Source organism: Nocardia carnea NBRC 14403, from assembly GCF_000308515.1.
Taxonomy (GTDB): domain Bacteria; phylum Actinomycetota; class Actinomycetes; order Mycobacteriales; family Mycobacteriaceae; genus Nocardia; species Nocardia carnea.
On sequence record NZ_BAFV01000124.1, the window covers coordinates 1 to 26,898 of the forward strand.

The 26,898-nt window shown below is 66.8% G+C and carries 26 protein-coding genes and 1 pseudogene; 17 read left to right on the forward strand and 10 right to left on the reverse strand.

Annotated features, from left to right (window positions below):
* Positions 1-205, forward strand: a pseudogene (locus ON22_RS32060) (DUF1707 SHOCT-like domain-containing protein); the annotation flags it as partial.
* An 87-nt stretch (positions 206-292) separates the two neighbouring features.
* Here the strand turns inward: ON22_RS32060 and ON22_RS32065 are convergent.
* Genes ON22_RS32065 through ON22_RS32085 form a run of 5 tightly spaced genes read right to left on the reverse strand, consistent with a single transcriptional unit; the run spans position 293 to position 5,620 of the window.
* Complete coding sequence (locus tag ON22_RS32065) at positions 293-1,405, reverse strand: ABC transporter ATP-binding protein (RefSeq protein WP_033242712.1); 1,113 nt, start codon at positions 1,403-1,405, stop codon at positions 293-295.
* Between the two features lie 33 nt (positions 1,406-1,438).
* Positions 1,439-2,311, reverse strand: coding sequence for a carbohydrate ABC transporter permease (locus ON22_RS32070; RefSeq protein ID WP_033242713.1), 873 nt, complete (start codon positions 2,309-2,311; stop codon positions 1,439-1,441).
* Positions 2,311-3,276 carry a carbohydrate ABC transporter permease gene (locus ON22_RS32075; RefSeq protein WP_033242714.1) on the reverse strand — a complete coding sequence of 322 codons (966 nt, stop codon included), beginning with the start codon at positions 3,274-3,276 and terminating at the stop codon, positions 2,311-2,313. Before ON22_RS32075 ends, ON22_RS32070 begins: the two co-directional genes overlap by 1 nt.
* Positions 3,277-3,278: 2 nt before the next feature.
* Positions 3,279-4,631, reverse strand: a complete 1,353-nt coding sequence (locus ON22_RS32080) for an ABC transporter substrate-binding protein (protein WP_051158357.1) — start codon at positions 4,629-4,631, stop codon at positions 3,279-3,281.
* Positions 4,631-5,620: a sugar-binding transcriptional regulator gene (locus ON22_RS32085; RefSeq protein WP_231508277.1), complete on the reverse strand. Its 990-nt coding sequence runs from the start codon at positions 5,618-5,620 to the stop codon at positions 4,631-4,633. Before ON22_RS32085 ends, ON22_RS32080 begins: the two co-directional genes overlap by 1 nt.
* A gap of 223 nt (positions 5,621-5,843) precedes the next feature.
* Between ON22_RS32085 and ON22_RS32090 the strand changes: the two genes are divergently transcribed.
* Positions 5,844-7,349 carry a mannitol dehydrogenase family protein gene (locus ON22_RS32090; protein WP_086007840.1) on the forward strand — a complete coding sequence of 502 codons (1,506 nt, stop codon included), beginning with the start codon at positions 5,844-5,846 and terminating at the stop codon, positions 7,347-7,349.
* Positions 7,350-7,498: 149 nt separating this feature from the next.
* Positions 7,499-7,759 (forward strand): hypothetical protein, encoded by a 261-nt coding sequence (locus tag ON22_RS32095; RefSeq protein ID WP_156052228.1) that lies wholly within the window; start codon positions 7,499-7,501, stop codon positions 7,757-7,759.
* 35 nt (positions 7,760-7,794) lie between these two features.
* Here the strand turns inward: ON22_RS32095 and ON22_RS32100 are convergent, their stop codons facing one another.
* The gene (locus ON22_RS32100; protein WP_033242718.1) at positions 7,795-8,358 is read right to left on the reverse strand and encodes a TetR/AcrR family transcriptional regulator; all 564 of its coding nucleotides are present in this window, start codon (positions 8,356-8,358) and stop codon (positions 7,795-7,797) included.
* A gap of 105 nt (positions 8,359-8,463) precedes the next feature.
* Between ON22_RS32100 and ON22_RS32105 the strand changes: the two genes are divergently transcribed.
* The 4 genes from ON22_RS32105 to ON22_RS32120 all read left to right on the forward strand — a co-directional run bounded on the left by ON22_RS32105 (position 8,464) and on the right by ON22_RS32120 (position 13,037).
* Positions 8,464-9,384 carry an NmrA family NAD(P)-binding protein gene (locus ON22_RS32105; protein WP_033242719.1) on the forward strand — a complete coding sequence of 307 codons (921 nt, stop codon included), beginning with the start codon at positions 8,464-8,466 and terminating at the stop codon, positions 9,382-9,384.
* A 276-nt stretch (positions 9,385-9,660) separates the two neighbouring features.
* Positions 9,661-11,322 (forward strand): TlrC/CarA/OleB/SrmB family ABC-F type ribosomal protection protein, encoded by a 1,662-nt coding sequence (locus ON22_RS32110; RefSeq protein WP_033242720.1) that lies wholly within the window; start codon positions 9,661-9,663, stop codon positions 11,320-11,322.
* Positions 11,323-11,457: 135 nt separating this feature from the next.
* Positions 11,458-11,829 carry a YciI family protein gene (locus ON22_RS32115; protein ID WP_033243027.1) on the forward strand — a complete coding sequence of 124 codons (372 nt, stop codon included), beginning with the start codon at positions 11,458-11,460 and terminating at the stop codon, positions 11,827-11,829.
* Positions 11,817-13,037, forward strand: coding sequence for an RNA polymerase sigma factor (locus ON22_RS32120; protein ID WP_081595988.1), 1,221 nt, complete (start codon positions 11,817-11,819; stop codon positions 13,035-13,037). The genes ON22_RS32115 and ON22_RS32120 overlap by 13 nt, the downstream gene beginning before the upstream one ends.
* Before the next feature lie 189 nt (positions 13,038-13,226).
* On the opposite strand, the gene ON22_RS32125 is transcribed toward ON22_RS32120, so the two are convergent.
* Both ON22_RS32125 and ON22_RS32130 read right to left on the reverse strand, forming a co-directional pair.
* The gene (locus ON22_RS32125; protein WP_081596004.1) at positions 13,227-14,492 is read right to left on the reverse strand and encodes a DUF2252 domain-containing protein; all 1,266 of its coding nucleotides are present in this window, start codon (positions 14,490-14,492) and stop codon (positions 13,227-13,229) included.
* Positions 14,493-14,787: 295 nt separating this feature from the next.
* The gene (locus ON22_RS32130; RefSeq protein ID WP_033242721.1) at positions 14,788-15,411 is read right to left on the reverse strand and encodes a TetR/AcrR family transcriptional regulator; all 624 of its coding nucleotides are present in this window, start codon (positions 15,409-15,411) and stop codon (positions 14,788-14,790) included.
* A gap of 295 nt (positions 15,412-15,706) precedes the next feature.
* Between ON22_RS32130 and ON22_RS32135 the strand changes: the two genes are divergently transcribed.
* From ON22_RS32135 to ON22_RS37060, 7 genes are all read left to right on the forward strand, one after another.
* A complete protein-coding gene (locus tag ON22_RS32135) occupies positions 15,707-16,699 on the forward strand; it encodes a phosphotriesterase family protein (protein ID WP_033242722.1) in 993 nt (330 codons plus the stop codon).
* Between the two features lie 41 nt (positions 16,700-16,740).
* Positions 16,741-17,691 (forward strand): phosphotriesterase family protein, encoded by a 951-nt coding sequence (locus tag ON22_RS32140; RefSeq protein WP_033242723.1) that lies wholly within the window; start codon positions 16,741-16,743, stop codon positions 17,689-17,691.
* Between the two features lie 89 nt (positions 17,692-17,780).
* On the forward strand, positions 17,781-18,893 hold the full coding sequence (locus ON22_RS32145; RefSeq protein ID WP_033242724.1) for an FAD-dependent oxidoreductase: 1,113 nt from the start codon (positions 17,781-17,783) through the stop codon (positions 18,891-18,893).
* 13 nt (positions 18,894-18,906) lie between these two features.
* Entirely contained in the window at positions 18,907-19,854 is a 948-nt protein-coding gene (locus ON22_RS32150; protein ID WP_033242725.1) for an alpha/beta hydrolase, read from the forward strand.
* Complete coding sequence (locus ON22_RS32155; RefSeq protein ID WP_033242726.1) at positions 19,851-20,792, forward strand: MBL fold metallo-hydrolase; 942 nt, start codon at positions 19,851-19,853, stop codon at positions 20,790-20,792. The genes ON22_RS32150 and ON22_RS32155 overlap by 4 nt, the downstream gene beginning before the upstream one ends.
* Before the next feature lie 23 nt (positions 20,793-20,815).
* Positions 20,816-22,537, forward strand: a complete 1,722-nt coding sequence (locus ON22_RS32160; RefSeq protein ID WP_033242727.1) for a CocE/NonD family hydrolase — start codon at positions 20,816-20,818, stop codon at positions 22,535-22,537.
* Between the two features lie 265 nt (positions 22,538-22,802).
* Positions 22,803-22,964, forward strand: a complete 162-nt coding sequence (locus ON22_RS37060) for a hypothetical protein (RefSeq protein WP_156052229.1) — start codon at positions 22,803-22,805, stop codon at positions 22,962-22,964.
* Here the strand turns inward: ON22_RS37060 and ON22_RS32165 are convergent.
* Positions 22,926-23,201, reverse strand: a complete 276-nt coding sequence (locus ON22_RS32165; RefSeq protein WP_033243030.1) for a helix-turn-helix domain-containing protein — start codon at positions 23,199-23,201, stop codon at positions 22,926-22,928. The two genes, ON22_RS37060 and ON22_RS32165, sit on opposite strands and share 39 nt — an antisense overlap.
* 267 nt (positions 23,202-23,468) lie before the next feature.
* Here ON22_RS32165 and ON22_RS32170 point away from each other — a divergent pair, with 267 nt between their 5' ends.
* Together ON22_RS32170 and ON22_RS32175 are read left to right on the forward strand one after the other, a co-directional pair.
* Positions 23,469-24,272 (forward strand): peptidoglycan recognition protein family protein, encoded by an 804-nt coding sequence (locus ON22_RS32170; protein ID WP_081595989.1) that lies wholly within the window; start codon positions 23,469-23,471, stop codon positions 24,270-24,272.
* A gap of 35 nt (positions 24,273-24,307) precedes the next feature.
* A complete protein-coding gene (locus ON22_RS32175; protein ID WP_033242728.1) occupies positions 24,308-24,676 on the forward strand; it encodes a hypothetical protein in 369 nt (122 codons plus the stop codon).
* 160 nt (positions 24,677-24,836) lie between these two features.
* Here ON22_RS32175 and ON22_RS32180 read toward each other — a convergent pair whose 3' ends face one another.
* Positions 24,837-25,910, reverse strand: coding sequence for a fatty acid desaturase family protein (locus ON22_RS32180; RefSeq protein WP_081595990.1), 1,074 nt, complete (start codon positions 25,908-25,910; stop codon positions 24,837-24,839).
* A 237-nt stretch (positions 25,911-26,147) separates the two neighbouring features.
* Here ON22_RS32180 and ON22_RS32190 point away from each other — a divergent pair, with 237 nt between their 5' ends.
* Positions 26,148-26,888, forward strand: a complete 741-nt coding sequence (locus ON22_RS32190) for a hypothetical protein (protein ID WP_051158360.1) — start codon at positions 26,148-26,150, stop codon at positions 26,886-26,888.
* Positions 26,889-26,898 lie beyond the last annotated feature (10 nt).

Below are 26,898 nucleotides of genomic sequence, written 5' to 3' on the forward strand. Positions count from 1 at the left end.
GGACTGGGATCACGCCTGGCTGGTCTGGCCGTCGCTGATCGTCACCCTGAGTATCCCCCGGGTGGTCCTGCGGTTCAGCGATGCCGACGAGGAGATCTACGAGGAGTTGAAGGAATCCGATGCGGCCGCGCGCAAGAAGCGGCTGGGCAAGGCCGCCGAGCGGATCCGCGAGCTCGAGACCGGACGCGATCAGGACCGGGACTGACTGTTGGCCGGCGTCACCGCAGGCCCAGGGGCTCGCCGCCTGGGCGGCAAGCCATCATCAGGGTGGTGCCCGGTAACCCGCCGGCTGTCAGTCACCGATTCGCTCGCCGGATACCGGATGGAAGAGGTGGACGGTGGCGTCCGGGCGGACCGCCATCGTCGCGTTCTCCGCGAGTTTCGCCGGTGACCTGCTCGCCGACCGGGCCACGAAGGTGATCGGTAATCCGTTGGGTGCGGGGTTGGATCCGCTGGTGCCGCGTGCGTAGACGTAGGATTCGCTGCCCAGCTCCTCGACCAGTTCGACGACCACGGCGAAGCCGGTGCCGTCCCGGCGTAATTCGAGCTGCTCCGGGCGGATCCCTACAGTGACCGTGTCCAACCCGGCGCCGGCCAGCACAGTCATGGCGGCGCGGGGCAGTTCCAGGGTGGTCGTCCCCACCTCGACTCCGCCGGCGGTGAGGGAGGCGGTGAACAGGTTCATGGCGGGGGAGCCGATGAATCCGGCGACGAAGGCGTTCGCGGGGCGGTCGTACAGTTCGGTCGGCGTGCTGAACTGCTGGAGCCGGCCGGATTTCAGCACCGCCACGCGGTCGCCCATCGTCATGGCCTCGACCTGGTCGTGGGTGACGTAGACGGTGGTGGTGCCGAGGCGGCGTTGTAGTGCGGCGATCTGGGTGCGGGTCTGGACCCGGAGTTTCGCATCGAGGTTGCTGAGTGGTTCGTCCATGCAGAACACGCGCGGTTCGCGGACGATAGCGCGGCCCATGGCGACTCGTTGCCGTTGTCCGCCGGAGAGTTTGCCCGGTTTGCGGTCGAGGTATTCGGTGAGGTCGAGGAGTTTCGCGGCCTCGGCGACGCGGCGTTTGCGTTCTTCGTGCGATATGCCGCGCATTTTGAGCGCGAAGCCCATGTTCTCGCCGACCGTTTTGTTCGGGTACAGCGCGTAGTTCTGGAACACCATCGCGATATCCCGGTCTTTCGGGGCGACCCCGACCATATCTTCGTTGTCGATCGTGATGGTGCCGCCGTCGATATCTTCGAGCCCGGCGAGCATACGCAGGGCTGTGCTCTTCCCGGACCCGGAGGGGCCGACGAGGACGACGAATTCACCGTCGCCGATATCGAGATTCAGTGAATCGACCGCGAGCTGGTCGGCGCCCTGGTAGACGCACGACGCGTTCTTGTACGAGATCTCGGCCATAACGGTTACTCCTGATTCTGCAAGGCGGGGAGGTTATTTGATCGCGCCGAACGACAGGCCGCGCACGAGTTTGTTCTGCGCGATCCACCCGGCCAGTACCACGGGTAGTGCGGTCAGCACCGCCGCCGCCGAGAGTTGCGCCCAGTACAGGCCCTGACCGGTGATGAAGCCGACCAGGAACACCGGGACGGTCTGCGCCTGAACGGCCGTCAGGTTCACCGCGAAGAAGAATTCGTTCCAGGAGAAGATGATGCAGATCAGCGCTGTCGCGGCGATCCCGGGGGACACCAGCGGCAGGATCACTTCCCGGACCGAGGTCCACAGGCCGGCCCCGTCCATACTCGCGGCTTCGAGTAGTTCGCCGGGAACCTCGAGGAAGAACGAGCGCATCATCCACACCGCGATCGGCAGATTCATGGCCGTGTAGAGGATGACCAGGGTCCAGATATTGTCGAGCATCCCGATATCGCCGACGATCACGTACAGCGGAATGATCGCCGCGACCACCGGCAGCATTTTGGTGCTGATGAAGAAGAACAGCGCGTCCCTGGTTTTACGCACCGGCCGCAGGGACAGGGCGAACGCCGCGGGGATTCCCAGCAGCAGGACCAGAAGTGTCGAGATACCGGTCGCGAAAACAGAATTCAGTAGCGTCGTCCCGATACCGCTGTCCAGGACATCGCGGAACTGCTGCAGTGTCGGGGTGAAGAACAGTTTCGGCGGATCGGTATAGGCGTCGCCTTCCTCCTTGAATGCCGTGAGCACCATCCATAGGACGGGAAAGAAGAAGCCGAGCGCGATCACCCAGGCCAGAACCGCCCACACCGAGTCACGGGCCCGGCGCCGGGTGGGCCGCACAGGTGTCGGCGCGGTGTCGTCGATACGTGCGGTCGCCGCGGTACTCATCAGGCCGCCTCCTCGTTCCCGGTGAAACTCTTGAAGATCAGGCGTAGCGCCAGGGTCGAGACGATGATGGTCGCGACCACGGTGACCACGCCCATGGCGGCCGCCTGCCCGATATCGAAGCCGAGGAACGCGCGCTGATAGATGTAGTAGGGCAGGTTGGCGCTGGCCACACCCGGCCCGCCGGAGGTCATCATGTACACGGCATCGAAGGTGTTGACCAGATAGATCGCACCGAGGACGGCACCCAGTTCGATGAAGCGGCGCAGATGCGGCAGGGTCAGCTCGCGGAAGATCGCGAACGCGCCGGCACCGTCGACCCGGGCCGCCTCGACGATATCGCGGGGCATGGACTGCAATCCGGCGAGGATGAGCAGCATCATGAACGGTGTCCACTGCCAGACCAGATTCGCCATCACCGCCGGGAGCGGGAATCGGCTGATCCAATCGATCTCGCCGACGCCGAACGGTTGCAGAGCGAAATTGACCAGGCCGAAGACCGGGTCGAGCATTGTCGTCTTCCAGATCAGGGCGGCGGCGACGGGGGTGACCAGGAACGGGGTGATCAGCAGTGTGCGCACGATTCCGCGCCCGAAGAACTTCCGGTCCAGCAGCAATGCCAGCAGCAGTCCGAGGATCACCGAGATCACGACGGTACCGGCGATCATGAGTACCGTATTCATTGCGACGGTGCGGAATTGGCTGTCGGAGAAGACATCGATGTAGTTGCCGAGGCCGTTGAACTCCTGTGAGCCGGGGCGCACCAGGTTCCACGATTGGGTCGAGTAGTAGACCGTCACCAGGAACGGGATCTGGGTGACGACGATCATGAAGATCAGCGCGGGCAGCAGCGGACCGCGGCGCCGCCAGCCTTCCGCGCGGGAGACGGCGCGGCGTCCCGACGGCGGTTTCGCCTTTTCGGGGCCCGGGTCGGCCGGGGGAGCCTCTGCTGTGGTGGTGCTCGACATGGCTACTGCGCCTCCCGGTAGGTCTCGCCGACGACCTCGGCGTACTGCTGCGCCTGTTCGAGTGCGTCACCGACGCTGATCCGTCCGGCGATCGCGGCGCTGATCTGCTGACTGACCCGGGTGCCGAGATCCTGGAACTCGGGAATCGTCAAGAACTGCACCCCCGTATAGGGGACGGGTGCGACAGTCGGGTTCTCGGGATCGGCCTTCTCCATGGCCGCCAAGGTGGGCGGGCCGTAGGCGGCGGCCGCCTTTTCGTACTCCGGAATCGCATAGGTGGACAGCCGGCTGCCCGGCGGCACCCGCTCCCAGCCGAGTTCGGTGCCGACCATCTCGAGATAGTCCTTATCGGTCATCCAGGACACGAACTTCCAAGCCGCATCGGGTTTATCGCTGGTGGTCGGAATGCCCAGCGACCACGAATACAGCCAGCCGTTATCGGATTTCACCGCGGCGGGAGCGGGTGCGTAGCCGATTTTGCCGACGACCCGGCTCGCCGCGGGATCCTCGAGGACCGAGACCGCGGAGGTCGAGTCGTACCACATGGCCGTGCGGCCCTGGGCGAGCTGTGTTGCGCATTCGCTGAATCCGCTCGTCGCCGCGCCCGATTGTCCGTGGCTACGGACCAGATCGACGTAGAACTGCACCGCACGGACGGTCTCGGGGCTGGTGAGCTGCGCGTTCCAGTTCTCGTCGTACCAGCGGCCGCCGAAGGCGTTGATCACCGTGTTGAGCGGGGCGAGTATTTCGCCCCAGCCGGGTTTGCCGCGCAGGCAGATACCGGAGGTCTCGCCGGGCGCGTCCAGGGCGGCGGCGTATCCGGCGACCTGCTCCCAGGTGGGTTCGGCCGGCATCTCCAGGCCGGCCTGTTCGAACAGGTCCTTGCGGTACATGAGGAACGACGATTCACCGTAGAACGGGACCGAATACATACTGCCCTCGTGGGACAGCGATCGGCGCAGTGTAGGGATGAAATCTTCTTCGTCGTAGCCCGGTGTCCGGTCGGCGTATTCGGAAAGGTCGGTGAGCCAGCCGTTTTCCGCCCACTGCGGGGTTTCGTAATTGCTGATCATCACCACATCGAATTCGCCGCCGCCGGTGGCGACCGATGCGGTGATCTTGGCGCGCGCTTCGTTCTCCGACAGCGAGACGAATTTCAGTTCGATACCGGGGTTCTCGCGTTCGAAGCGGTCGGACAGGGCAATGGCGTCCTGCATCTGCGAGTTCGAGATGATCGCGATGGTCACCGCATCGGCGCCGCCGCCGACGAACGAGCCGGCGCCCGCGCAACCGGACAAGGTCAGCGTCATCGTCGCCGCGATTGCGGCGGCGAGATATTTCGAACGAATCCTCATCAGGGCGCTGCCTCCTTGTGTTCTACCAGCCACCGCGCGGTATCGATATCGGTGACCACGATGTCGGCCAGGCCTGCGTTGAGTGCGCCGAGAATCGCCTCGTGCTTGGTTTCACCGCCGGAGACCAGCACGGCGGCCGGGCACGCGCGTACCGCGTCGAGTGGGACCGATACTGTGCGGGCGGTGAGTGAACTGTCGATATCGGCGCCCTCGCGGGTGTAGAACCGCCCGCCCATCTCGCCGACGGCACCCAGTCTGCGTAGTTCGTCCAGTAGTGCGGTATCGAGATAGCTGCCCTCGAACAGAGTCGTCGCGGTGGAGACCGGCCCGATTCCGAAGATCATCACATCGGCGTTGCGGCCGACCTCGAGCGCGCGGCTCATCAGCGAATCGTTGTGCAGCGCGGTGACCGTCGCCGCGTCGGCGTACAGCGGCGCGTGCAGCCGGACCGGCTCGGCCTGCAACAGCTGCGCGCAGGTACCGAGGGTGAAGTCGACACCGGTTTGATAGTCCGTGGTGGTCATCGACCCGTCCAGCTGGACCACAGTCGCGCAGCGCGCCGCCCGTGGTTTGAGGGCCTGCGCTACGGCGACGGTCTCCGGCCCCCAGGTGAACCCGAGAGTGTCGCGTTCGCGTAGCCGGCGCGCGAGCACACTCACCGCGGCCCGGCCCAGCGCGTAGTACCCGGCCGGTGAGCCATCGGGTACCGCGTTGGTGACGACGGCTTCGGTGAGACCGAAGATCTGCTCGAGTTCGCGTTCGAGTTCGGTGTGCACGGTGGCGCCGAGCTCGTCCGGGACGCTGATCTCGATGCGGATCAGTCCTTGCGCGCGGGCCCGGGCGATGAGCCGGCCCGCCGTGGGCCGCGATACTCCGAGTTTCGCGGCGATCTCGGCCTGGGTGGCGCCCTCCAGGTGGTACAGGGTTGCCGCGCGCAGGGCCAGCCGGACATCTTCGGATGCGAGCGGGCGGGGCGGCTCGGTGGTCACGGGCACTCCTCGGTGAGCGGGCCGGTCGACAGCCGGATCGGGGAACAGGCCGGATCGGGGCAGGCGTCCCAGCGGAGGCGCGCGGTGAGCCGATACGTCCGTGAGCAGATGATCAGACCATGAACGGGTGCTCACACAAGGTAACATTCCGGTTGTGACGTACACAACAGAAATCCGTCGGAGGGCTTGACGAGTGGGTTCCGAAAGCTCGGGAAGGAATGCGATGCAAGGACAGTCCGTGCTGTCCGGACCGGTGCGGTTGTGCGCCGCGGCGATCGAGCAACTCGCCGAGGTCGTCTCCGTACCGTCCTACGACCGATCCGGTATCGACACCGGCATCGTGCATTTCGGTGTCGGCGGGTTCCATCGGGCCCACCAGGCGATGTATCTGGATCGCCTGCTCGAACTCGGCGAAGCTCGCGACTGGGGAATATGCGGGGTCGGGGTCCTGCCGTCCGATCGGCGGATGCGCGATGTCATGCACGAGCAGGACTGCCTGTACACGCTGTCGGTCACCCATCCCGACGGGACCTGGGAAACCCGGGTCGTCGGGTCGATCGTGGAATACCTGTACGCGCCCGACGATCCGGAGGCCGTACTGGCGAAACTCGCCGACGAACGCACCCGCATAGTCTCGCTGACGATCACCGAAGGCGGTTACAACTTCTCGGCAACGACCGGTGAATTCGATGCGCACAACCCGGCTGTGGTCGCGGACCTCGCACCCGGGGCCGTCCCGGCGACCACCTTCGGGCTGGTCGTCGAAGCGCTGGCCCGGCGCCGGGAGCGTGGACTGGCGCCGTTCACGATCATGTCCTGCGACAATATCGAGGGTAACGGGCAGATCGCTCGCGCCGTCTTCACCGCATTCGCCCGGCTGAGCGATCCGGGCCTGGCGGACTGGATCGACCGGACCGGTGCGTTCCCCGATTCCATGGTCGACCGGATCACCCCGGCCTCGACTGCCGCAACAGCGGCGGAAGTGGCGCGACGCTACGGGATCGACGACAGCTGGCCCGTGGTGACCGAACCGTTCACCCAGTGGGTGCTGGAGGACGAGTTCACGCTCGGCAGGCCTGCCTACGAAAAGGTGGGTGTCCAGACCGTTGCCGATGTCGCGCCGTACGAGCTGATGAAGCTCCGCCTGCTGAACGCGAGCCATCAGGCGCTGGGCTATCTCGGCTACCTCAGTGGGTACCGGCTGGTCCACGAGGCCGCGCAGGATCCGGTGTTCGAGCGATTCCTGTTGCGGTACATGGACACCGAGGCGACACCGACCCTGCGTCCGGTGCCGGGCGTCGACCTGGACGTGTACAAACGCACCCTGATCGAACGGTTCGCCAACCCGGCCATCGGCGATACCATTGCCCGCCTGTGCGCCGAATCGTCGGACCGCATCCCCAAATGGCTGCTGCCGGTGGTGCGGAGCCGGTTACGCGACGGTGGTGACATCACCTGTGCCGCGGCGGTGGTCGCCGGCTGGGCCCGGTATGCCGAGGGCGTGGACGAACAAGGGGAGCCGATCGATATCGTCGATCCGCTGCGGGAGCGTCTCGGCGCGCTGGCCCGGGAGCAGCACGCGCAACCCACGGCCTTCCTCACCGAACGCGCCGTATTCGGTGATCTCGTCGACCGGCCGGCCTTCGTCACGGCCTACCTGGCCGCATTGCGGTCGCTGCACGAGAACGGCGCGCATGCGACGGTCGCGGCATCAGTCGAGCAGTGGTGAACCGTCGGTGAGATCGCGAACGGCCGCGTAGCGTTCCCGGATATGAGGGTCGGCGAGACCACCGGCCGCGGCCGCCGCCGCGTGGGACGTTGCGGGCGGCATCGGCAAAAACATGTATGCCGGAGGGTGCGCAGGTTCACACTGGGAGCGTGGACATGGATGGTCTGGGACTGTTCGCGGGCGCCGATACGGTGGTCGGCGAACAGTTGTCATTGGAACGCCGGGCGGCGGGTCTCACCTGCCTGGAGCTCGACAATGCCGCGTTCCTGCTGCCGGGTACGACCATGCATGCCGAACGGGGCGGAAAGCTGTCGCGCAGATCGCTGGAGGCGATCGCCCTGGTGCTCGGGTTCGACCCGGGGGAGTTCTCGCAGGCTTGTGAGCGAGAGGTTCGGCGCCGGTCGAGTTGAGCCCCGTGCGGGATGGGCGGGGTCCGGCGCCGGAGTCAGGGCCGCGGGCTCAATCCTGTGATGGCGAGGCGGAACAGGCGGTGTGCGCGGCCGGCGGGGTCGGGGAGGGCTTCGGTAGCCAGGGTGATGCCGATGACGAGTGTGATCAACTCGGTGATGGTGGCGTCCGCGACGACCGTCCCGTCGCGGATCGCGCGATGGAGGAGCGGGTCGCCGGCCTCGTGGATCGTTGCCGCGCAGGAATTCTCCTGTAGCGAATCGGGATCGAGGTCGTAGGACAGCGCGGCCGCCAGGCCCCGGGCCTCGACGCAGTACGTCACGACATCGCTCAGCCATTCCAGGAGTGCTGCCCGGCTGTCGGCGGCGCCGGCCAGTTCCCCGGCGCGTACACGCAGGACCTCGACGCGTTCGTGGGAGACCGCTTCCAGCAGGGCGCGGCGGGTGGGGAAGTGGCGGCGCACGGTGGCCGAGCCGACGCCGGCGGTGCGGGCGATCTGCTCCAGTGAGGCCGCGGATCCGTGGGCGGCGACCTCCGCCTCGGCGACCGCGAGGATACGCGCGTAGTTGCGCCGGGCGTCGGCGCGTTGCTGATCCGGCATCGCTTTTCCTCTCGGGATTGCTAAGTGGCGGGGCCCGCCGTATTCTAGCGGAAGCTAAACGGCGGGCCCCGCCGTTTAGTGTTTCGCTGTGATGGAGGAGAACTCATGTCTGTAGAAACCGCGCCTGTCCTGGTAACCGGCGCCACCGGCAAACAAGGTGGCGCCACCGCCCGCGCGCTGCTCGCGGCCGGTGTGCCGGTTCGCGCCCTGGTCCGCGATCCGGCCACTGGACCGGCGCGTGCTGTCGCCGCGCTGGGGGCCGAACTGGTCGCGGGCGATCTAGGTGACCGGGAGTCGATTACCCGGGCCGCGGAAGGTGCCCGCTCGGTCTTCTCGATCCAGCAGGCGCCGCCGACGGCAGCCGGGTTCGACTTCGCCGGGGAATTCGACCAGGCCGTCAACCTGATCGAGGGTGCGCGCGCCGCCGGGGTAACGCAGTTCGTGCACACCTCGGTTTCCGGTGCGGGCCGGCATACCGAAATACCGGGCTGGTCGGAGGGGCGCTGGGAGGCGGTCGCGCCGTCACTGAACACCAAGCACGCCATCGAAGGGCAGGTTCGCGCTGCCGGTTTCGCCCGGTGGACCATTCTCAAACCGGGTTTCTTCATGGAGAATTTCCTTCCCGACATGGCGTTCCTTTTCCCCCGCGGGATCTCCGGTGGGTTGGTGAGTGTGCTGAAACCGGATACGCGGCTGTCGCTGGCCGCGGTGGCCGATATCGGGCGGGCGGCGGCCGCGGCCGTTGCCGACCCGGAACGATTCGATCGGGTGGAACTGGAACTGGCGAGCGACTATCTGTCGATGTCCGAAATCGCCGAGGTCCTCTCGGACGCTCTCGGTACGCCGCTGACCGCCCCGGATATGACCGTGGAGCAGGCAGTGGCCGCCGGTATGCCCCCGATGGGTGCCTCCCATGCGTTCATGAACGTCGAAGGCCAGCCGGCTCGGCCGGAATATGCGCGGGCTCTGGGGATTCCGCTCACCGGATTCGCGAGCTGGGCACAGCAGCATATGCGGAGCTCATAAGTCCGCGGCGGTAGCGGTGGCTCCTGCGCCGGAAAGCCCTCCGGGTCGGGCGCATCGGGGCAGGGGATTGACAGCCCGGTCTCTCACCGATAATGTCAATCGCCTCATGGGTACTTTGTTGTTCTTCCTGTAATCACGCCCCCGACGCGTCGAGCGCCACTCCGCAGGTGAGTGCGCCTCCGCGTTCTTCACCCACCACCTTCCGGCTACGGCCGGTTCATCGCTCGTGCGTGGGTTCCCGTGATCACGGCCGCGTGGCCGAGAACAGGAGGACGTATGCTCACCGCTGCTCAACTCACCCTCTCCGAAATCACCAAACGCTACGGTGACCGCACCGTTCTGGACCGCGTCTCGCTGACGATCCGCCCCGGCGAAACCGTCGGTATCGTCGGCGACAACGGGTCCGGTAAAACGACACTGCTGCGACTGCTCGCCGGGCAGGAACAGCCGGACAACGGCGAGGTCTGTGTTTCGGCGCCCGGCGGGACCGGATATCTACCGCAAACACTTGCACTGCCGGCCACCGCAACGGTCGCCGACGCGATCGACCTGGCGCTGGCCGATATCCGCGAACTCGAAAACCTTTTGCGCAGTGTGGAAACCGAACTGTCCGGTAACGGACCGCTGGAGCCGGTGCTGGGTCGCTATGCGGAGTTGCTGGCGCGGTACGAAGCGCGCGGCGGATACCAGGCCGACCAGCGTGTGGATACCGCGCTCGCCGGGCTCGGACTTCCGGGCCTGGTCCGGGACCGCCTGCTGGGCACCCTGTCCGGCGGGCAACGGTCCCGGCTCGCACTGGCGGCCACCCTGGCGGCCGCGCCGCAACTGCTCCTGCTCGACGAACCCACCAACGACCTCGACGACGCCGCGGTGGGCTGGCTCGAACGGTACCTGCGCGGCCACCGCGGCACCGTCGTCGCGGTGACACACGATCGGGTGTTCCTCGAACGCATCACAAAGGTGGTGCTCGAGGTCGCGGACGGGCAGGTCGCCCGGTTCGGCGACGGATACGACGGCTACCTGCGGGCCAAAGCGGCGCAACGGCGGCGGATGGCGGAAGAACACCAGCGATGGAAGGAGGAGCTGGCTCGTAATCGCCGCCTGGCGGAGTCGAATGTGGCGCGGCTGGACGCCATCCCGCGCAAGCTTCCGCTGGCGGTGTTCGCGGCGGGACCGTTCCGGGCGCGCGGCCGCGACCACGGCGCCCGCGGACGGATCCGCAACGCCAAGGAACGCCTCGAACGGCTCACCGGCAACCCGGTCGCCGCGCCACCGGACCCGCTGAATTTCACGCCGGACCTCGACGGCCACGTGCGGGTTCCGGAGGGGCCGGTCGCCGAGATGACGGATGTTCGAGTCCGCGGCCGGCTCGAGGTCGGCGAGGTGTCCCTCACCGCCGGTGCGCGACTGCTGATCACCGGCCCCAACGGTGCCGGGAAAACGACACTGTTGCGGTTGCTCGCCGGGGAGCTGGTACCCGACAGCGGTTCGGTGCAGGTGACCGGCCGTGTGGGCTTTCTCCGACAGGAGGAGGTTCCGTGGCCCGCGGAGATGACCGTGCTGCAGGCGTTCGCCTACGGACGCCCCTGGCATCCGGCGGAGCATGCCGACGAGCTGCTGCGGTTGGGACTGTTCCGGCCGGAAGACCTGGGTATGCGTGTCGGTGACCTGTCCTTTGGGCAGCGCCGGCGGATCGAGCTGGCGCGTCTGGTGAGCGATCCGGTCGATCTGCTGCTGCTCGACGAACCGACCAACCACCTGTCCCCGGCACTGGTGGAAGAACTGGAGGAGGCACTCACCGGCTATCGGGGCGCACTGGTGGTGGTCACGCACGACCGCCGGATACGCGAACGCTTCGAGGGCACCCGGCTCGAGATCCGGGACGGGGTGTGCGGGGGTGTCGCGGCCCCGGAAGCTCCGATAGCCCTGATTGCGTGAGCTGGTTCGCGGGTGCAGATCATGTCTGCGCAACTTTTCGCGCAGAAGTGTCGATTCGTTCGGTGCCGGATCGTCATCTCTGCGCAAGGGTGAATGCACGGATACCGGATCCGGCCCCTGAGGAAGGACAAACCGATGCGATACGCGTTTTTGATCCACAACGAGGAGCCGGGCGAAGGGGAGATCCCCGCGGCGGCGATCGAGGAAATGCAGCGGGCATTCGACGCCTACGGGCGGGCCTTGCAGGAGGCCGGGGTCCTGGTCGGTGGCGATATCCTGTTTCCGCAAGCGGCGACGACCACCGTGACCAGGCGGACGGGGACATTGCAGGTGCAGGACGGCCCGTTCGCCGCGACGAAGGAAGCACTGGCCGGGGTGTCCGTCATCGATGTCCCCGATCTGGACGCCGCGCTCGGCTGGGCCGAGAAATGCCCGGCCACGACCTACGCGACGCTGGAGGTGCGGCCCGTGGCCACCTCGTGTATCGCCGGAGAATGGACGGCGTGAACCGTACGGAGGCGATGGTGCGGGCCGCCGACGCGGCCCGCACCTCCTACGGCCGGTTGCTGGCCTTGCTCGCCGCCCGCTGCGGTGATGTCACCATGGCGGAGGATGCTCTGGCCGATGCCTTCGAGCGGGCGGTACGGCACTGGCCGGTCGAGGGTGTTCCCGCCAACCCCGACGCCTGGTTGCTCACCGTGGCCCGCAACCGCATCCGCGATGTGGTCACCGGGGCACCCGCCCGCCGCACCGTCGCGCTCGACCCGGCGCTCCACGATCCGGGCCTGCTGGACCGGATCGACCCGGATGCGCTGGAGGACCGCCGGCTCGAGCTGATGTTCGTCTGCGCCCATCCGGCCATCGACCCGGCCACCCGCACTCCGTTGATGCTCAACACCCTGCTGGGATGCACCGCCGAACAGATCGGCCGGGCCTTCACAGTGCCCACCGCGACGATGGCGGCACGCCTCACCCGCGCCAAGAAGCGAATCCGGCAGGCACGTATACCGTTCCGCATACCCGAACGTGCGGAGTTACCGGCGCGGGTGGACGCGGTGCTGGAAACCGTCTACGGCGCCTTCGCCATCGACTGGCACACCACCGGCCGCGAACGGAACGATTCGCTGACCGGGGAGGCACTCCACCTGGCCGAGGTACTCACCCAGGTCCTGCCCGACGATCCCGAGGCGCACGGTCTCGCCGCCCTCATCGACCTGTGCACGGCCCGCGCGGACGCCCGCACCGATGCCCTGGGTAACTACATACCGCTGGAGCGTCAGGACCGCGGTCGCTGGGACGCCGAACTCGTCGCGCGCGGCCACGCCCATCTCCGCCACGCGTATTCTTTCGCCACCCTCGGCCGGTACCAGCTCGAGGCCGCTATCCAGGCGGCCGAAGGCTCCGGTGCCGATCCCGCCGTTCTCCTCGACGCCCATCGCGCGCTGCACAGTTTCGCCCCGACGCTCGGCAGCGCGACCTCACTCGCCGCCGCAACCGCCCGCGTACACGGGCCCGCCGCTGGGCTGGCGATCCTGGACGCCGAGATCGGCGACCCGCGATTCCAGCCCGCCTGGGCGGTCCGAGCCCACCTGTGCGGTCTGCTCGGCCACTCCGGCCAGGCGTACGCCGCCTACACCAAGGCGATCGACCTGTCACACGACACCGCCGAACGGCGGTTCCTCACGCAGGCGCGTGATGCTCTGAGCGGAGAGTAGCGCGAATTCCGCTGCTCCCCGGCCCGGCCGCCGACGACCGGTTGGCGGCGGATCACCTCCGCGGCGGCGCGCTGTCGTGCGGAACAGGAGGAGGCCCGGACCCCGTGTACCTCGGAGAATTCCGTTAGCGGAGCGCGCCACCACCCTGTTGCCCCCCGTCCAGGTATGTCCCGACCGGCGAGGGGTAGGTCAGGCGTCGCGAGTCGATCGCTCGAGGCCGGGGATCTCGCCGTTGCGGAAGGCGTCGATGAAGAGTTCGTGGTCCGCGCGGGTGCGGCGGGCGTAGCTCTGACCGAAATCCACCATATCGCGGACGAATTCCGTCTCGTGGGAGCCGATGGCCGCCATGATCGCTTCTTCGCTCTGGAAATCGACCAGGGTCTGCTCGGAGTCGGCGTCGGAGACGCAGTGCATTCCCGCGGTGGCCTGGCCGAGATACTCGATGACCGGGCGCATCTCGGCGGGTTCGGTGAGGTCGGACCAGTCGAGGTCGCTCACATACGGGGACAGTTCGGAGACGATATAGCCCTCGTCGCCGATCTCGGTATAGCCGAGCCACGGATCGGCGTGGGCCTGGAGCGCGCGCTGGGATACCGCGGTGCGGTGCCCGTGGTGGTGGAAGTATTTCCGGATCCGCTCATCGCGCACGATCCGGCTGGGCGCGGCCACATTCCCCTGTTTCATGGACAGGATCACATCGTTCTCCAGGGCCTCGGTCTGCCCCTCCACGAGGATGTTGTACGCGGGCAGCCCCGCCGACCCGATCCCGAAACCCTTGCGGCCCACGACATCTTTGACTTCGTAGGTGATGCTGCGGAAGCGTTTGTGCTCCGGGATGGTGTCGAGGTACCGGGTGAACGCGTCGAGTACCAGTGCGCGTTCGTCCTCGCCCAGAGTCCGGACGCCTTTGCCCGGCCGGAACCGGCGCTCGTAGTTCTCGACGACCGTGGTGCCGGCCAGCAGTGCGGTGCGCGTATTCATCCGGGCATCCAGCAACACATCGTGTACCGGGCCCGTGGTGTTGCGCAGATGCAGTTTGAAATCCTGTTCGTCGCGGCTGCCGTCGTGGAAGGCGCGCACCATGCGCACATACGACCGCGCATAGGTCGCGATCAACTCCTCGATATCGGCATCGGATACCGCCTTCCGGCGGGCCAGCAGCGCCACACTGGCGCAGAACCGTTTGATATCCCAGGTGAATGCACCGAGGTAGGCCTCGTCGAAATCGTTGACATCGAAAACGAACTGACCCGCGGAATCCATATAGGTCCCGAAATTCTCCGCATGCAGATCGGCCTGGATCCAGATCCGGCCGGTGCGTTCGTCGGCCCACGGATCCTCGACGGCCGCCATATCGTGGTAGAAGAGGCAGGCCGAACCGCGGTAGAAGGCGAACGGATTATCGGCCATCTTGCGGAACTTCTTGCGGAAGGCGTCCGGATCGGTGGCGATCATGTCACCGAAGGCGCCGGTGAAGACCTCGACGATCTCGGCCTTACGGTCGTGCGTGGTGTGCTCGCTCGTCCCGGAATGCGTAGCCACGGTGTGGGCCGGTCCTCTCGTCGTGCCGTCGTTGCCGCCACGGGCCGGGCGGTACCGGCTTCGATCGTGCCAGAACCGGATCTGCCACGCCCGCTGTGCCGCGGCCGCGGGGCGGCACCGCGGTAGCAGCAGGCAGCGGGTTCATCGCCGCTGCCGGATATTTCGACCCGGTCGTAGTCACGGCACTTCTCCGAACCAGCTTCCGCTGTTACGTGCCGGTGGTCTCTCCTATCGACCCGAACCAGCTCTCGGTGAGAACGTCCAGCATCTCCGCATACTCGACCCCCCACTGTCCGGAGGTCCAGTTCCGGGCGACGTGGTCGAGTTCGGTGATCGCGAGGACGCTGCGGAATCGCCGGGTGCCGGCGGGGAAACGGTCCGCGCGGTTCAGGCCGTCCTCGATATCGCCGATCGCCTCGTTCAGCCAGGCGTCGAACAGTTCGCGGATCTCCGGATCGACAGCGGCGGCCTCGAAGGCCGTGGTGGTGTAGGGGCGAATCGTTTCCCAGCGTTGTGCGCTGGCGGCGAGCCAGGCACGGATCCGCTCGCGTGACCCGTCTTCGACGACGGCGACCAGTTCACGTTCGGTCGTTCCGTGTTCCGCAGACGGTATCCGGTTGAGGGCCGCATTGAGCCGCTCAGCGATGAGGGCTTTCATCAGATCGACCTTCGAGGGGAAGTACGCGTAGAAGGTGACCCGCGTCGTCCCGGCGGCGGAGGCGATCTCGTCGACCTTGGTCGCCGTGTACCCCTTCGATACGAACAGCTCCACACCGGCATCGAGCAGGAGCTTTCGCGTCATCTCCTTCTGTGCCTCACGAAGCCTCGCCATGCGGGTCAGCGTAGAGCACGGTGACTACCTTCCGTGCCCGCCGGTTGCCGTGAGTACAGACCGGTAGGCGTCCTTGCGTCACGTAAGCCGGATGGATCTTACGCATACGGAGAAAAGCATACGCGGTATCTGTATGATTGACATGATGTAAAGTTTTGTGGCACCGTTCATGGAGACGGCGTGACCGCAGTCACCGGCCCTGACCGAGGGCCCTGAGCCGGAGGCGCCATCGGAGCACGAGGCAGCCGCTCGACAGAGAAGACATCGACGTGATCCACGTCGGCATCGAAAGGACATGCCAGTGATCGGCGACCGGACTGCTGTGCGCAATACCGTGACCACCGTGCTCGGCCCCGTTCCCGCGCATGAGCTGGGCGTTGTGGCCGTGCACGAGTCCCTGCTCTCGGTTCTGCCGGGAGCGGAGTACGCCTTCGATATCACCCTCGATCGCGCCGAGATCTTCGAAACACTGGCCGCGAAGCTGCGGGAATTCCGCGCGCGGGGCGGCGGCACGATCGTCGACAGCACCGGGATGTTCCACGGCCGGGATGTGCGCCTGTACGAGGCGCTGTCGCGGGCAACCGGTGTGCATATCGTCGCCTCCACCGGGATGGGCCCGGAGGAGATGCTCGGCGGCTACTTCCTCACCCCGCAGACCAACCCGCCGACACCGTGGCCGGCCGGGAAATTCGCCGATCTGTTCACCGGCGAGATCACCGAGGGCATGGTGGTACCTCGCATCGAACGCCGTGGCGCCGCGGGTCTCGTGGTGACCGCCGCGACGCGGACGGGAACGACGGCAACCGACGAAAGCCTGCTGCGCGGCGCGGCCAGGGCCGCTCTGGCCACCGGCGTGGCGGTCTCGCTGCGCTACGGCGCGGACGCAGTGCGCGATCTCGGAATCGTCCTCGACGAGCACCTACCGGCCGATCGTGTCGTGGTCGGCGGGCTGGACCGTGCGGACGCGGTGGCAGCAGACGCCGCGCGGGAGATCGTCGGCCGGGGGGCGTACATCGCCGTGGACAACGTGGGCACCGAAGGCGACGGCCATCTCCGCGACGACGAGCGGGCGGCTCTGGTACTCGATCTGGTTGCCGCGGGCCACGCGAACCGGATCCTGCTGTCGGGTAACGCGGTCGGAGTCGCAAAAGGGCATCCGGGGCGCGATATCCCGTTCGGCTACGTCCTTTCGGCGTTCGTTCCACTGCTCGCGGCGCAGGGCCTGAGCGAGGCGGATCGTCGCCAGATCCTGGTGGACAACCCACGCGAGCTGCTGTCGGTGCGCTGAGTGCCGGCCATCGAAATCCGTCTTTTCCGAAGGTGAGTGTTGTGTCGAGAGTCAATACCGTGCTGGGCTCGATCCCGGCCGAAGAACTGGGAATCGTGGCCGTCCACGAGCACATCGGATACGGCATGCCCGGCTCCGAGCTGGACACGCGATGGTGGAAAACCCCCGAACAGCGATATGCCGAAACCGTGCCGAAGCTGCGGAAGTTCCACGAGTACGGCGGCGGCACCTTCGTCGATGTCACCGGTATCTGCAACGGCCGCGATATCGACTACTACAAATCGCTGTCCGCGAAAACCGGCGTCCATATCGTGGCCTGCACCGGTTTCGTCGGGGGCGATACCGCGCTGCCGTTCTTCGCCCGGGCGAGCGTGGATTACCTGACCGAGCATTTCGTGCACGAGATCACCGCCGGTATCGGCGATACCGGCAGCCGCGCCGGAGTCATCAAGGTCGGGGTGAGCCGCGGCGGCCGGATGACCGAACTGGACAAACGGATCTACCGTGCCGCCGCCCGTGCCGCACTGCGCACCGGTGTGCCCATCCTGACCCATCTCGCCATCGACGCCGAGAACGCGATCGCGATCTTCCACGAGGAGAACCTCCCGCTGGACCGCGTCCTGTTCGGCCACGCCGACGACGGGGTGAACGCCGAGAAGACCCGCGATACCTGGATCGCCGAACAGGGCGGCCGGGTCGGCTTCGACACCTTCGGCTACGAAACCGAACTCGAGGATCCGCCGTTCTGGGCCCGCCCCCGCAAGGAGCGTCTGGACCATTTCCTGCGGTTCATCGACGGCCATCTGGACAAGGCCCTCGCCTCCGCCGATGCCAACTGCAGCCCGCTGGGCTGGCCGGGCGTGAAGGGCCACACCGTGAACTACCTCTTCGAAGACCTCATCCCCGACCTGCGGGCCGCGGGAGTCGACGAGGCCACCATCACCACGTTGTTCGTCGACAATCCCGCCGCGTTCCTGACCATCCAGGCCTGAACCGTGAACGCGGCGGCCGCATGCCCACTGCGCCGTCGCGCACACGTATCCGTCCGGCGCACCGCCGCGCCCGTCCAGAGAGAAGAACCATGCAAGCCGCCGACCTGAAGAAACTGAAGATTGCCGTCGTCGGAGCCGGATACGGTGGCGCGGCCGCGGCCAAAGCGCTGAGTGTGCTCGGGGCCCAGGTGAATGTGTACGAGCGGGCCACCGAGATCCGGGAGGTGGGCGCGGGAATCGGCTTGCGCCCCGGCACGATGGACCTTTTCCGGCGGTGGGGGATCTTCGACGCGATCGCCGCCGTGAGTTCGCGCAGCGACTATTTCGAAATCCGCACCGCCACCGGTGACGAGATCATGCGGGAGGAATGGCCGGGCCGTACCGAGCAGACCACCACTCATCTGATCCACCGCGGCGATTTCATCGATGCGCTGCTCGGTGCGCTGCCGCCGGGCATCGTGCACCTCGGGCATACGCTGGACACCGTGGTGGACCGAGGTGACCACTCGGTGCTCACCTTCGCCAATGGTGCAACCGTCGAAGCCGACCTGGTGATCGGCGCCGACGGCATCAAATCCGTGGTACGGCACCAGCTGTTCAGCGATGAGGATCCGGTGTTCTCCGGGGAGCACGCCTATCGTGCGGTGATCTCCATCGACGATGCCTACGGAATGGTCGTCGACGACAACCTCCGGATGTACATCGGCAAGGGTACGAAGGTCTATCTGCTGCCGTTGCGGCACCGCAACCAGGTGTCCTTCGACATCACGGCGCTGTGCGACGACGGAACCTGGGCGCCGCGGGTCACCCGGGACGATATCGTCGCCACCGTCGAGGGATTCGACGAGCGGATCGTGAATATCGCGCGCGAACTGGATATGGGCACCGTGAACGTGCGCGCCGTCTACGATATCGACCCCGTCGAGACCTGGCATTCCGAGTCGGTCGTCCTGGTGGGCGATGCGGCCCATTCGATGCTGCACCACCAGGGACAGGGCGCGAATTCGGCGATCCTGGACGGCGGCGCACTCGCCGACGCCCTGTCCACAGCGGATTCGGTCGCGGCGGCGCTGGCGTCGTATCAGGCGACCCGCAAACCGGTAACCGATGAACTGCAGCGTATTTCGCGCCGCGGCTGGACCGAGGACGAGGTCGACGACGTGTTCCCCGGCCAGAAAACCCCCGCGCAGGCCGCGGAATAAGGAGGACACAGCTATGCCACTGCATCCCGAAATCGCCCGGGTGATCGCCGAACTGCCCGCACCGCCGGACGGCCCGCTGGACCCGGCGGCCATGCGCGCGGGGGAGGAGGCCCAGGTCGTACCGCTCGAGCAGCGCATCCCGATCTCGGCCGTCGACGACGCGACCGCGACGACCCCGGCGGGGGAGGTGCCCGTGCGGATCTACACGCCGGTCGAATCTGCCGGAGTCACCGCGGGCTACGGCGTACTCGTGTACTTCCACGGCGGCGCCTACTTCCTCGGCAGTCTCGAAACCCACGACCACATCGCGCGGCATCTGGCGCAGGCGACCGGGTACAAGGTCGTCTCCGTCGGCTACCGGCGCGCGCCCGAAAACCCTTATCCCGCTGGGCTTCAGGACTGCTACGGCGTGGTGCGCTGGGCCGCCGGGGCGGGTGCGCACCACCTGGGCTGGGACGGCGCCACGCTCGCGCTGGCGGGCGACAGTTCGGGCGGTGGGATGGCCGCCGCGGTCGCCGCGCTGGCCCACGACGACGGATTCGACCGCATCACCCATCAGGTGCTGTTCTATCCCTCCGTCGACCTGGACTTCGACCTCGGCCGCTACCCCTCTCTCCGGGAGAACGCGCAAGGCTACGGTCTCGAAACCGCGGCGCTGAAACCCTTCAACGCCTTCTATACCGACAGCGGCGCCGACCCCGCGGACCCGCTTGTCTCGCCGATCAAACGCGCCGACCTCTCAGGGCTCCCGCCCGCGCTGATCGTCACCGCCGAATACGATCCGATGCGCGACGAAGGCGAACGCTACGGCGAGCGGCTCGAACAGGCCGGGGTCGCGGTGCAGGTGACGCGCTACGCGGGCGCCAACCACGGTTTCGTGCAGAACTTCTCATGGCTTCCCGAATACCGGCGAGTCTTCGAGGAGACCGCCGCATTCCTGACCGGCCGGAGTACCCCGTGACCCGGGACGTCGCAGTCCATCCGCTCTTCTCGCCGTGGGGGCGGTTCGGCCTCTACAGCTTCTTCATCGACGCACCCGAACCGGCGATCGTCGACACCGGTATCGCGACCTCACCGGCCGAGGCCATGGCCCCGGCGTTGGCCGAACTCGGCCGCGATATCGCCGATGTGCGCTGGATCCTGCTGACCCACGGCCATATCGACCATATCGGCGGGGCCTACGCCCTGTGGGAACTGACTGGGCGCCGCGCCCGAGTGGTGATCCACGCGGCCGACGCGCCACTGCTGCGGTCGCGGGAGGCGCATATCGGCGAGTACTCGGCAGGCCGGGGGCGGTATCTGAACGATCCGGAGGGTGTGGCGAAACAGATCCGGGTCACGAATGCAGTCATCTCCGGTGAAATGGAGCCGGCGGTACCGGTCGAGGGCGGTGAGATTCTGTCGCTGGGCGGAGAGGTCACGGTGTCGGTGCATTCCGTTCCGGGACATACACCGGGATCGGTCGCCTACGTCCTCGACGGACAGAACGATGTATTCGCCGGTGACGCCGTGCAGGTCCACGGCGCCGCCAACGGTTTCCCCGGCTACGCGGACCCGGACAGGTACCGCGCGAGCCTGCGCTACCTACGCGACGAGATAAGGCCGCGGCGCCTGTATCTCGGGCATCCGTACCGTCGCGCGAACGGCGAACCCTACGGGGTCGAACTGGACAGCGACCAGGCGCGCGAAGCGCTCGACCAGAGTCTCGATATCGAGAGCCGCGTCCACGAATCCACTTATCGATGCCTGTGTGCGGGGTTGCCGGATACCGGCTCGGTGTACTCGCCGTTCACACCGGTCGCCGAAGATCTCGGATACCACGGCGACCCCACTCTCGAACCCTCGCCGTTCTTCACCTCGATGCACGGCTATCGCACGCGGTTCGACCAGAAGCCCTGAAACAGAAGAGGAGCCACCGACTCATGGCCGAGTTCCACACTTTCGACGCCGGCGGGCAGACCATCCATATCCGGAAGGATCTGCGGGTGCCGATGCGCGACGGAGTCGAGCTGGTCGCCGACACCTACCAGGGGGTCACCGATACGCCGCGGCCCGCGTTGGTCGCGCTGAGCCCGTACGGCAAGGAGTTGCAGGCGCTCGCCCTCACCACGCCACCGCAGCGACGCCCCAGCCCGATGTGGGACGGCTGTATCGAGGCCGGTGATATCGCCCGCGTCGTCGGCGCGGGCTACGTGCACGTGATCGGTGATCTGCGCGGGTCCGGCGGGTCCGGGGGCGAACATATCGGCAACTACAACGCCGGTGGGGTACCGCTCGGGCAGGATGCCTACGATTTCATCGAATGGGTCGCCGAACAGCCCTGGTGTGACGGCAATGTCGGCATGATCGGCATCTCCTACTTCGGCTCCATGCAGATCCTCGCCGCCGCCGAGCGTCCACCGCATCTGAAGGCGATCTTCGTTTCCGGCGGCCACTACGATTTCTACGAGACCACGTACCACGGCGGCATCATGTGGTTCATGCCGCGCGCCGCGCGCGAGGGACGCGGTGGCGATTCGGGCTGGGCGTTCACCGACAAGACCGGATCGCGCATGCTGGAAACGTATTCGCCCGAGGAGATCCGCGCCCGCGTCGCCGCCCGTCTCGCGGACCCGGATGTGGCTGCCTGGCCGAATCTGGTGCATGTACTGAACTATCCGAAGCACCACGAAGCCTGGTTCGACATCGTCATGAACGAACTGGACGGCGAATGGTACGAGGAGCGCAACCCGGTCAACCTGGCCGCGAATATAGAAATCCCCGTCTATCTGCAGATCGATCAGGGACGCGGCTGGACGATGGACGGCACCATCGAGTTGTTCCACCGGCTGAACGGCCCGAAGAAACTCGATATCGGCCCGTACCCGCCCATGCAGTCACGGCCCTTCGTCGAGGAACACGACAAGATGTTCCGCTGGTACGACTACTGGCTCAAGGGTATCGACAACGGCGTAATGGACGAACCCGCCGTAACGGTCTTCGTGGAGGGTGCATGCGAGCGCGTGAACGCCGACCGGTGGCCGCCGAAGGATGCCGATTGCACGTCGCTGTACCTGCGCCCGCGCGGCAAACTCACGCCCGAACCCGAACCGATGGGCGCGCGGTACGCGGCGCCCGACGGTTTCTATCAGGCGCCGCTCACTGTCACCGACAAGGTGGAGATACTGCGCTGGCACACTGAGCCTTTCGCCGAAGCCGCTGAGTTCATCGGCACCGGTGCCGCGCATATATTCGCCGAAATAGACCAGGATGATACGAATTTCATCCTTCGGCTGTGGGACGAGGCCCCCGGCGGCAAACGCCAACTTCTCACCACCGGCTACCTGAAAGCTTCACACCGCGAACTCGACGAGCGCACCACCGAAGGCGATCCGTACCATCCGCATACCCGAGCGGTACCGGTCGAGCCGGGCGTGATCGAGGAGTACGTACTGCGCCTGTACCCGTTCGCGGCCGCGCTGCTCCCCGGCCATCGTCTCGTGGCGGAATTGTCCTGCGACGAACCACTGGCCGACGACCACAATGCACTGTTACCGCCGGATGCGTTCCACCTGCCGGTCGGCCGCCCGGTCACCCACAAGATCTATCGCGACGCCGCCCACCCCTCCCGGCTCGTCCTACCGCTGACGAGATTTGCTCGGTGATGTCCCGGCGGGTGTGCCTATGCGGGTAACGGCGTGTTGCACGGCGGTTCGCATCGTTGCACGAAACCCGTTGCTCTGAGGTTCCTTCCGGGCCTGGGCGGATCGCGCGGGAGAAATTACACTCGGCGTCGGGTTCGGGTGAAGAGCCTGTGCCCGGCTCAATGCGTGGGCCCTCATGGAGGGCGTCGAGTAGGAACTGTCGGGCTCGGTGGGGAATGCGGGATCGACCTCGCGAGCGTGGATCGGTAGGAACTGGAAAACGCTCATGGGCAAAGAAGCTCGGGACCCCACCGCGGCGCTGTCGGACCGTCTGGACGATGATCCCGCCACGACCACGGTTTCGTCGTTCGTCGTCGAGGCACGCCGCCGCGGTGTGGACCCGTCGCAGTTACTGGATGCCGATTTCTTTCTCCGCGGCACCGACTAGCTCGCTGGGCCGGATCCCGAACGCCCGGCAGATCTTGTACAGCTGCGTCACGGTCATCGCCCGTTCGCCGTGTTCGAGCCGGGCGATGGTCTTCTTGTTGTAGCCGGTGGCCTCGGCCAGGGTCTCCTGGGTCCAGCCGCGGCGGGCACGCATTGCGCGTACCTCCGCGCCCAGCGCTGCGTCCAGCCTCGCCTCCTCGGCGGTCGCGTCCTCCGACTCGGCGGGCGTCGCATTCATGTCGACCATTCTGGGAGGGGGCAGGGTGTTAATCAAGTGCCCGATAGCTTCGGCACGGCGTCTTCGCACCTCAGCCGAAAGGGACCGTATGGGGGTCTGAAGGGACTGTTCTGGGTTGAAAAAGCACCGTGCCGGGCATACTCTGAAGGTAGAGCGGTTGACTATCACCCCAGTTCAGAAGCCCTGAACTATATCGGTTGCCGCCGGATGACAAGACGCTACCGGATTCGCGGTGCGGTTCGACCCGTACGAGGGCAAGGAGGTCCGATGAGCTGGAACGGCGACCCGATATGGCTGGCCGATGTACTCCGCGACGCCGGTCTGACGGTGATCGAACACGACGGCTGGCGCGAACGCGGCCACGGCGATTTCCTCGATATCCGCGGAGTCCTATGCCATCACACCGCCGGAGGCGGGCCGGAGGACTGGCGCATCGTGCAGGACGGACGTCCCGGGCTACCGGGACCACTCGCACAACTGGTGCTCGAAAAGGACGGCAGCTACCGGGTGATCGCGGTCGGGGTCTGCTGGCACGCCGGCCGCGGCAGCCGGCCGGGCTGGCCCACCGACAATGCGAACTACCACACGATCGGTATCGAAGCCGTTTCGCGCGGCACTCCACCCTGGGATTGGACGCCGGCCCAGCTCGACGCCTACAAACGCGGCTGTGCCGCGATCCTGCGCCGCCTCGGCCGCGGCTCCGGCGATTGCGTGGCCCACCACGAGTACTCCAGCGAGGGAAAGATCGACCCGGCGGGAATCGATATGAACGCCTTCCGCCGGGAGGTACAGGCACTACTGGACGGAAGAGGCGAAGATATGGCCTTCCTCGACGAAAAGATCACGAACCACCACGGTGACCAGGTCACCGTCCGGACCATGCTGCATTACCTCGACAAACATGTCGGGCTCGCGCTGGACCAGCTCGCCGGATCGGGCACCGCCCGCGGCGCGGATTTCCCGGGCTGGGAGTTCCTGGGGGACCGGACGACCGCCGAAGCGCTCGGCGTTATCGGGGCGGCCCTGAAAATCCCCGGCTTCCGCGACCCCACGAGCGACCGGCGCGCCTGAGGCGGTGCGTCGATCCGGCCGGAGAGGAGGACAGCGTGATCACCGAACTGGCTTCTGTCCTCGGCGGCCTGGTCACCGGCGTCGGCGGTGTCTGCGCGGCCGGGTTGCTCAGCCGGCGCAAGCGCCGTGCCGATGCGGTTCAGGTACTCACTCAGGCGGCCGCGCAGATGGTCGAACCGCTGTCACGGCAGATCGCGGCCATGACAGCCGAATTGGAGGCACACCGGCGTGTGGTCGCCGATTCCGAACAGCGCTGCCGTCTCGCCGCGACCCAGCACACGTCCTGGGATGTCGTGGTCCGCTCGTCGCTGCTGAATCTGGGTGTCGACGTGCCGCCCCCGCCGCCGATGACCGACGACCGGTCCGATCCGCCACGTCGTGTGGACCCGCGACAGCGGCCGTAACCGGATCACCAGGGATATAGCGGAACAGCGGCGGTGGTCCGGGTCGTCTGGGGCAGGGTGCGATAGCTCGTCATTCGCCTGGCTCCGGTTCGAGACATGCCACCGTCACTGTTGACCAGCTGCGGCCGGGAATGGCCCCGCACGGTGTGCCCACCGCTGATCAGGCGGGCACGGCGGACGTACGGGTGGATCGTCCGACGGTGTTCAGATGCCCGATGGACTGGGCGTAGGAGGCGAGGACCCCGGTTTCGCAGTAGGGCACCCCGAGATCGGCGCAGTACGCGGCGACGATCGGCTGGGCGCGGCGCAGGTTGGGGCGGGGCATGGACGGGAACAGATGATGCTCGATCTGGTAGTTGAGGCCGCCGAAAGCGGTATCGACGACGAATCCCCCGCGGACATTGCGTGCGGTGAGCACCTGGCGCCGCAGATAGTCGGTGTTGTCACCGGCCGGGAGAACCTCCATACCCTTGTGGTTGGGCGCGAAGGTGGAACCCATGTACAGGCCGAACAGGCCCTGCTGCACCAGGGTGAAAACGACGGCCTGCAGCGGCGGCAACACCAGGAAGACCACGGTCAGGTATCCGGCGGCGTGTGCGAACAACGTCGCGGCTTCCAGCCCGCGCCGGGGGATATCGCGGCGCACGATGGCCCGGACACTGGAGAAATGCAGGCTCCAGCCTTCGAGCAGCAGCATCGGGAAGAACAACCAGCCCTGGTACCGGAAGATCACCCGGCGCAGACCCCGGCCCGTGCGGGCACGCAGGCTCGAATGCGCGAGTACCCCCATGACGTCGGGGTCCGCGTCCTCGGTGTTGGGATGCGCGTGGTGACGGTTGTGGTTACTGGTCCACCAGCCGATACCGACCCCGATCGCGAGGTTCCCGAAAAGGATTCCGAGCAGATAGTCCCGGTTGCGGCGCCCGGTGATCTGACGATGCCCGGCATCGTGCCCGAGGAAGGCCAGTTGCGCGAAGACCGCTGCCAGGAACGCCGCGGTACCGAGCTGCCACCACGATTCGCCGATCAGGACGAAAGCGGTCCACCCGGCGACCAGCGCGAGCAGAACGGCCGCGCCCTTCCAGACGTAATACCGCGGCCGGCGGTCCAGCAGCCCCGCGTCGCGTACCTGCCGCAGCAACCCGGAATAGTCGCTGCTCCGGGTGGTGCGGGCCGGGCGTGGTTCGTCGACCCGGTCGGCGGGAACAGCGTAGTCGGCGGCTTTTGCCGTCATGTGGTAACCGATCTCTGCACAGGTGTCGTTTCGCCGGTGGATCATCCGTGACCGCCGCCGGCCGACCATCGCGGTCGACTGTGCGCTCACCCTACCGTCGCCGCTGCGCATTCCCGGTCCCGGTCGCCCGAATCGGCGGGTGACCGCGGCACCGTGCGAAACAGGCCTGTTCGTTTCCCGGTGGAGCGGGTATGCGCGATCCACCGGCAGTGTCCCGACACCGGAACGAGGCGAGTGATGAGCTATCGCACCCTGATCCTGGCGACCTTGATCGCCGCCGCCTGTTCCGGCCCGGCGCCGGCGATCGCGCAACCGTTACCGCCACCGGGGGCTCCGGCCGAAAGCGTGCCGGCGCGGAGCGCGCTCTCGGTGCGCGGGCCGAACGGGTTTCGCTGGGGGACGCCGAACGAGTTCGAAACCCGAAGCGCGTTATCGATGGTCAAGCTCTACCTGGCCGATTACGCCCTGCGGCATGGTGACGGTTCCCCCGCGGACCGGATGCATGCGGAACGCATGATCCGACTGTCCGACGATGCCGCCGCCGAGGCCGTGGCAGCCGAGTACCCGCAGGCCATCGGCGCGGTCGCCGCGGAATACGGCCTGGCGCAGACCAGTGCGGGCGCGGGCTGGAACACCGCCACGACCAGTACGGCCGACCTCGCCGATTTCCTCGCCGCGAAACAAGCGACCGATCCCACCTCGCCGATCCTCGGATGGATGGCGAGTGCGCCACCCACCGCCGCCGACGGCACCCAGCAGAACTGGGGTACCGCGCGATTGCCGGGCGTCCAGGGCAGTAAATGGGGCTGGTCGGACCTTCCGCCGGCGGAGGTCGTTTCGGCCTCCTTCGGTCCGGGGTTCACCGTTGCGGCCCACACCCGCGGCAGCGCGCAAGACCAGACCGCCGATGTCGAACGGGCGCTCGCCGAGGTTCTCGCCCGGGTCGTCGGTGGTGCGATCCCGGTTACGGTGCGGTAGGACAATCGCC

Coding starts and splice junctions, on each gene's coding strand:
- ON22_RS32065 (WP_033242712.1), bottom strand. CDS start 1,405: ATGGCCGAGATCTCGTACAAGAACGCGTCGTGCGTCTACCAGGGCGCC.
- ON22_RS32070 (WP_033242713.1), bottom strand. CDS start 2,311: ATGAGTACCGCGGCGACCGCACGTATCGACGACACCGCGCCGACACCT.
- ON22_RS32075 (WP_033242714.1), bottom strand. CDS start 3,276: ATGTCGAGCACCACCACAGCAGAGGCTCCCCCGGCCGACCCGGGCCCC.
- ON22_RS32080 (WP_051158357.1), bottom strand. CDS start 4,631: ATGAGGATTCGTTCGAAATATCTCGCCGCCGCAATCGCGGCGACGATG.
- ON22_RS32090 (WP_086007840.1), top strand. CDS start 5,844: ATGCAAGGACAGTCCGTGCTGTCCGGACCGGTGCGGTTGTGCGCCGCG.
- ON22_RS32100 (WP_033242718.1), bottom strand. CDS start 8,358: ATGCCGGATCAGCAACGCGCCGACGCCCGGCGCAACTACGCGCGTATC.
- ON22_RS32105 (WP_033242719.1), top strand. CDS start 8,464: ATGTCTGTAGAAACCGCGCCTGTCCTGGTAACCGGCGCCACCGGCAAA.
- ON22_RS32110 (WP_033242720.1), top strand. CDS start 9,661: ATGCTCACCGCTGCTCAACTCACCCTCTCCGAAATCACCAAACGCTAC.
- ON22_RS32115 (WP_033243027.1), top strand. CDS start 11,458: ATGCGATACGCGTTTTTGATCCACAACGAGGAGCCGGGCGAAGGGGAG.
- ON22_RS32120 (WP_081595988.1), top strand. CDS start 11,817: ATGGACGGCGTGAACCGTACGGAGGCGATGGTGCGGGCCGCCGACGCG.
- ON22_RS32125 (WP_081596004.1), bottom strand. CDS start 14,492: ATGATCGCCACCGATCCGGACGCCTTCCGCAAGAAGTTCCGCAAGATG.
- ON22_RS32130 (WP_033242721.1), bottom strand. CDS start 15,411: ATGGCGAGGCTTCGTGAGGCACAGAAGGAGATGACGCGAAAGCTCCTG.
- ON22_RS32135 (WP_033242722.1), top strand. CDS start 15,707: ATGCCAGTGATCGGCGACCGGACTGCTGTGCGCAATACCGTGACCACC.
- ON22_RS32145 (WP_033242724.1), top strand. CDS start 17,781: ATGCAAGCCGCCGACCTGAAGAAACTGAAGATTGCCGTCGTCGGAGCC.
- ON22_RS32150 (WP_033242725.1), top strand. CDS start 18,907: ATGCCACTGCATCCCGAAATCGCCCGGGTGATCGCCGAACTGCCCGCA.
- ON22_RS32160 (WP_033242727.1), top strand. CDS start 20,816: ATGGCCGAGTTCCACACTTTCGACGCCGGCGGGCAGACCATCCATATC.
- ON22_RS37060 (WP_156052229.1), top strand. CDS start 22,803: ATGGGCAAAGAAGCTCGGGACCCCACCGCGGCGCTGTCGGACCGTCTG.
- ON22_RS32165 (WP_033243030.1), bottom strand. CDS start 23,201: ATGAATGCGACGCCCGCCGAGTCGGAGGACGCGACCGCCGAGGAGGCG.
- ON22_RS32170 (WP_081595989.1), top strand. CDS start 23,469: ATGAGCTGGAACGGCGACCCGATATGGCTGGCCGATGTACTCCGCGAC.
- ON22_RS32180 (WP_081595990.1), bottom strand. CDS start 25,910: ATGACGGCAAAAGCCGCCGACTACGCTGTTCCCGCCGACCGGGTCGAC.
- ON22_RS32190 (WP_051158360.1), top strand. CDS start 26,148: ATGAGCTATCGCACCCTGATCCTGGCGACCTTGATCGCCGCCGCCTGT.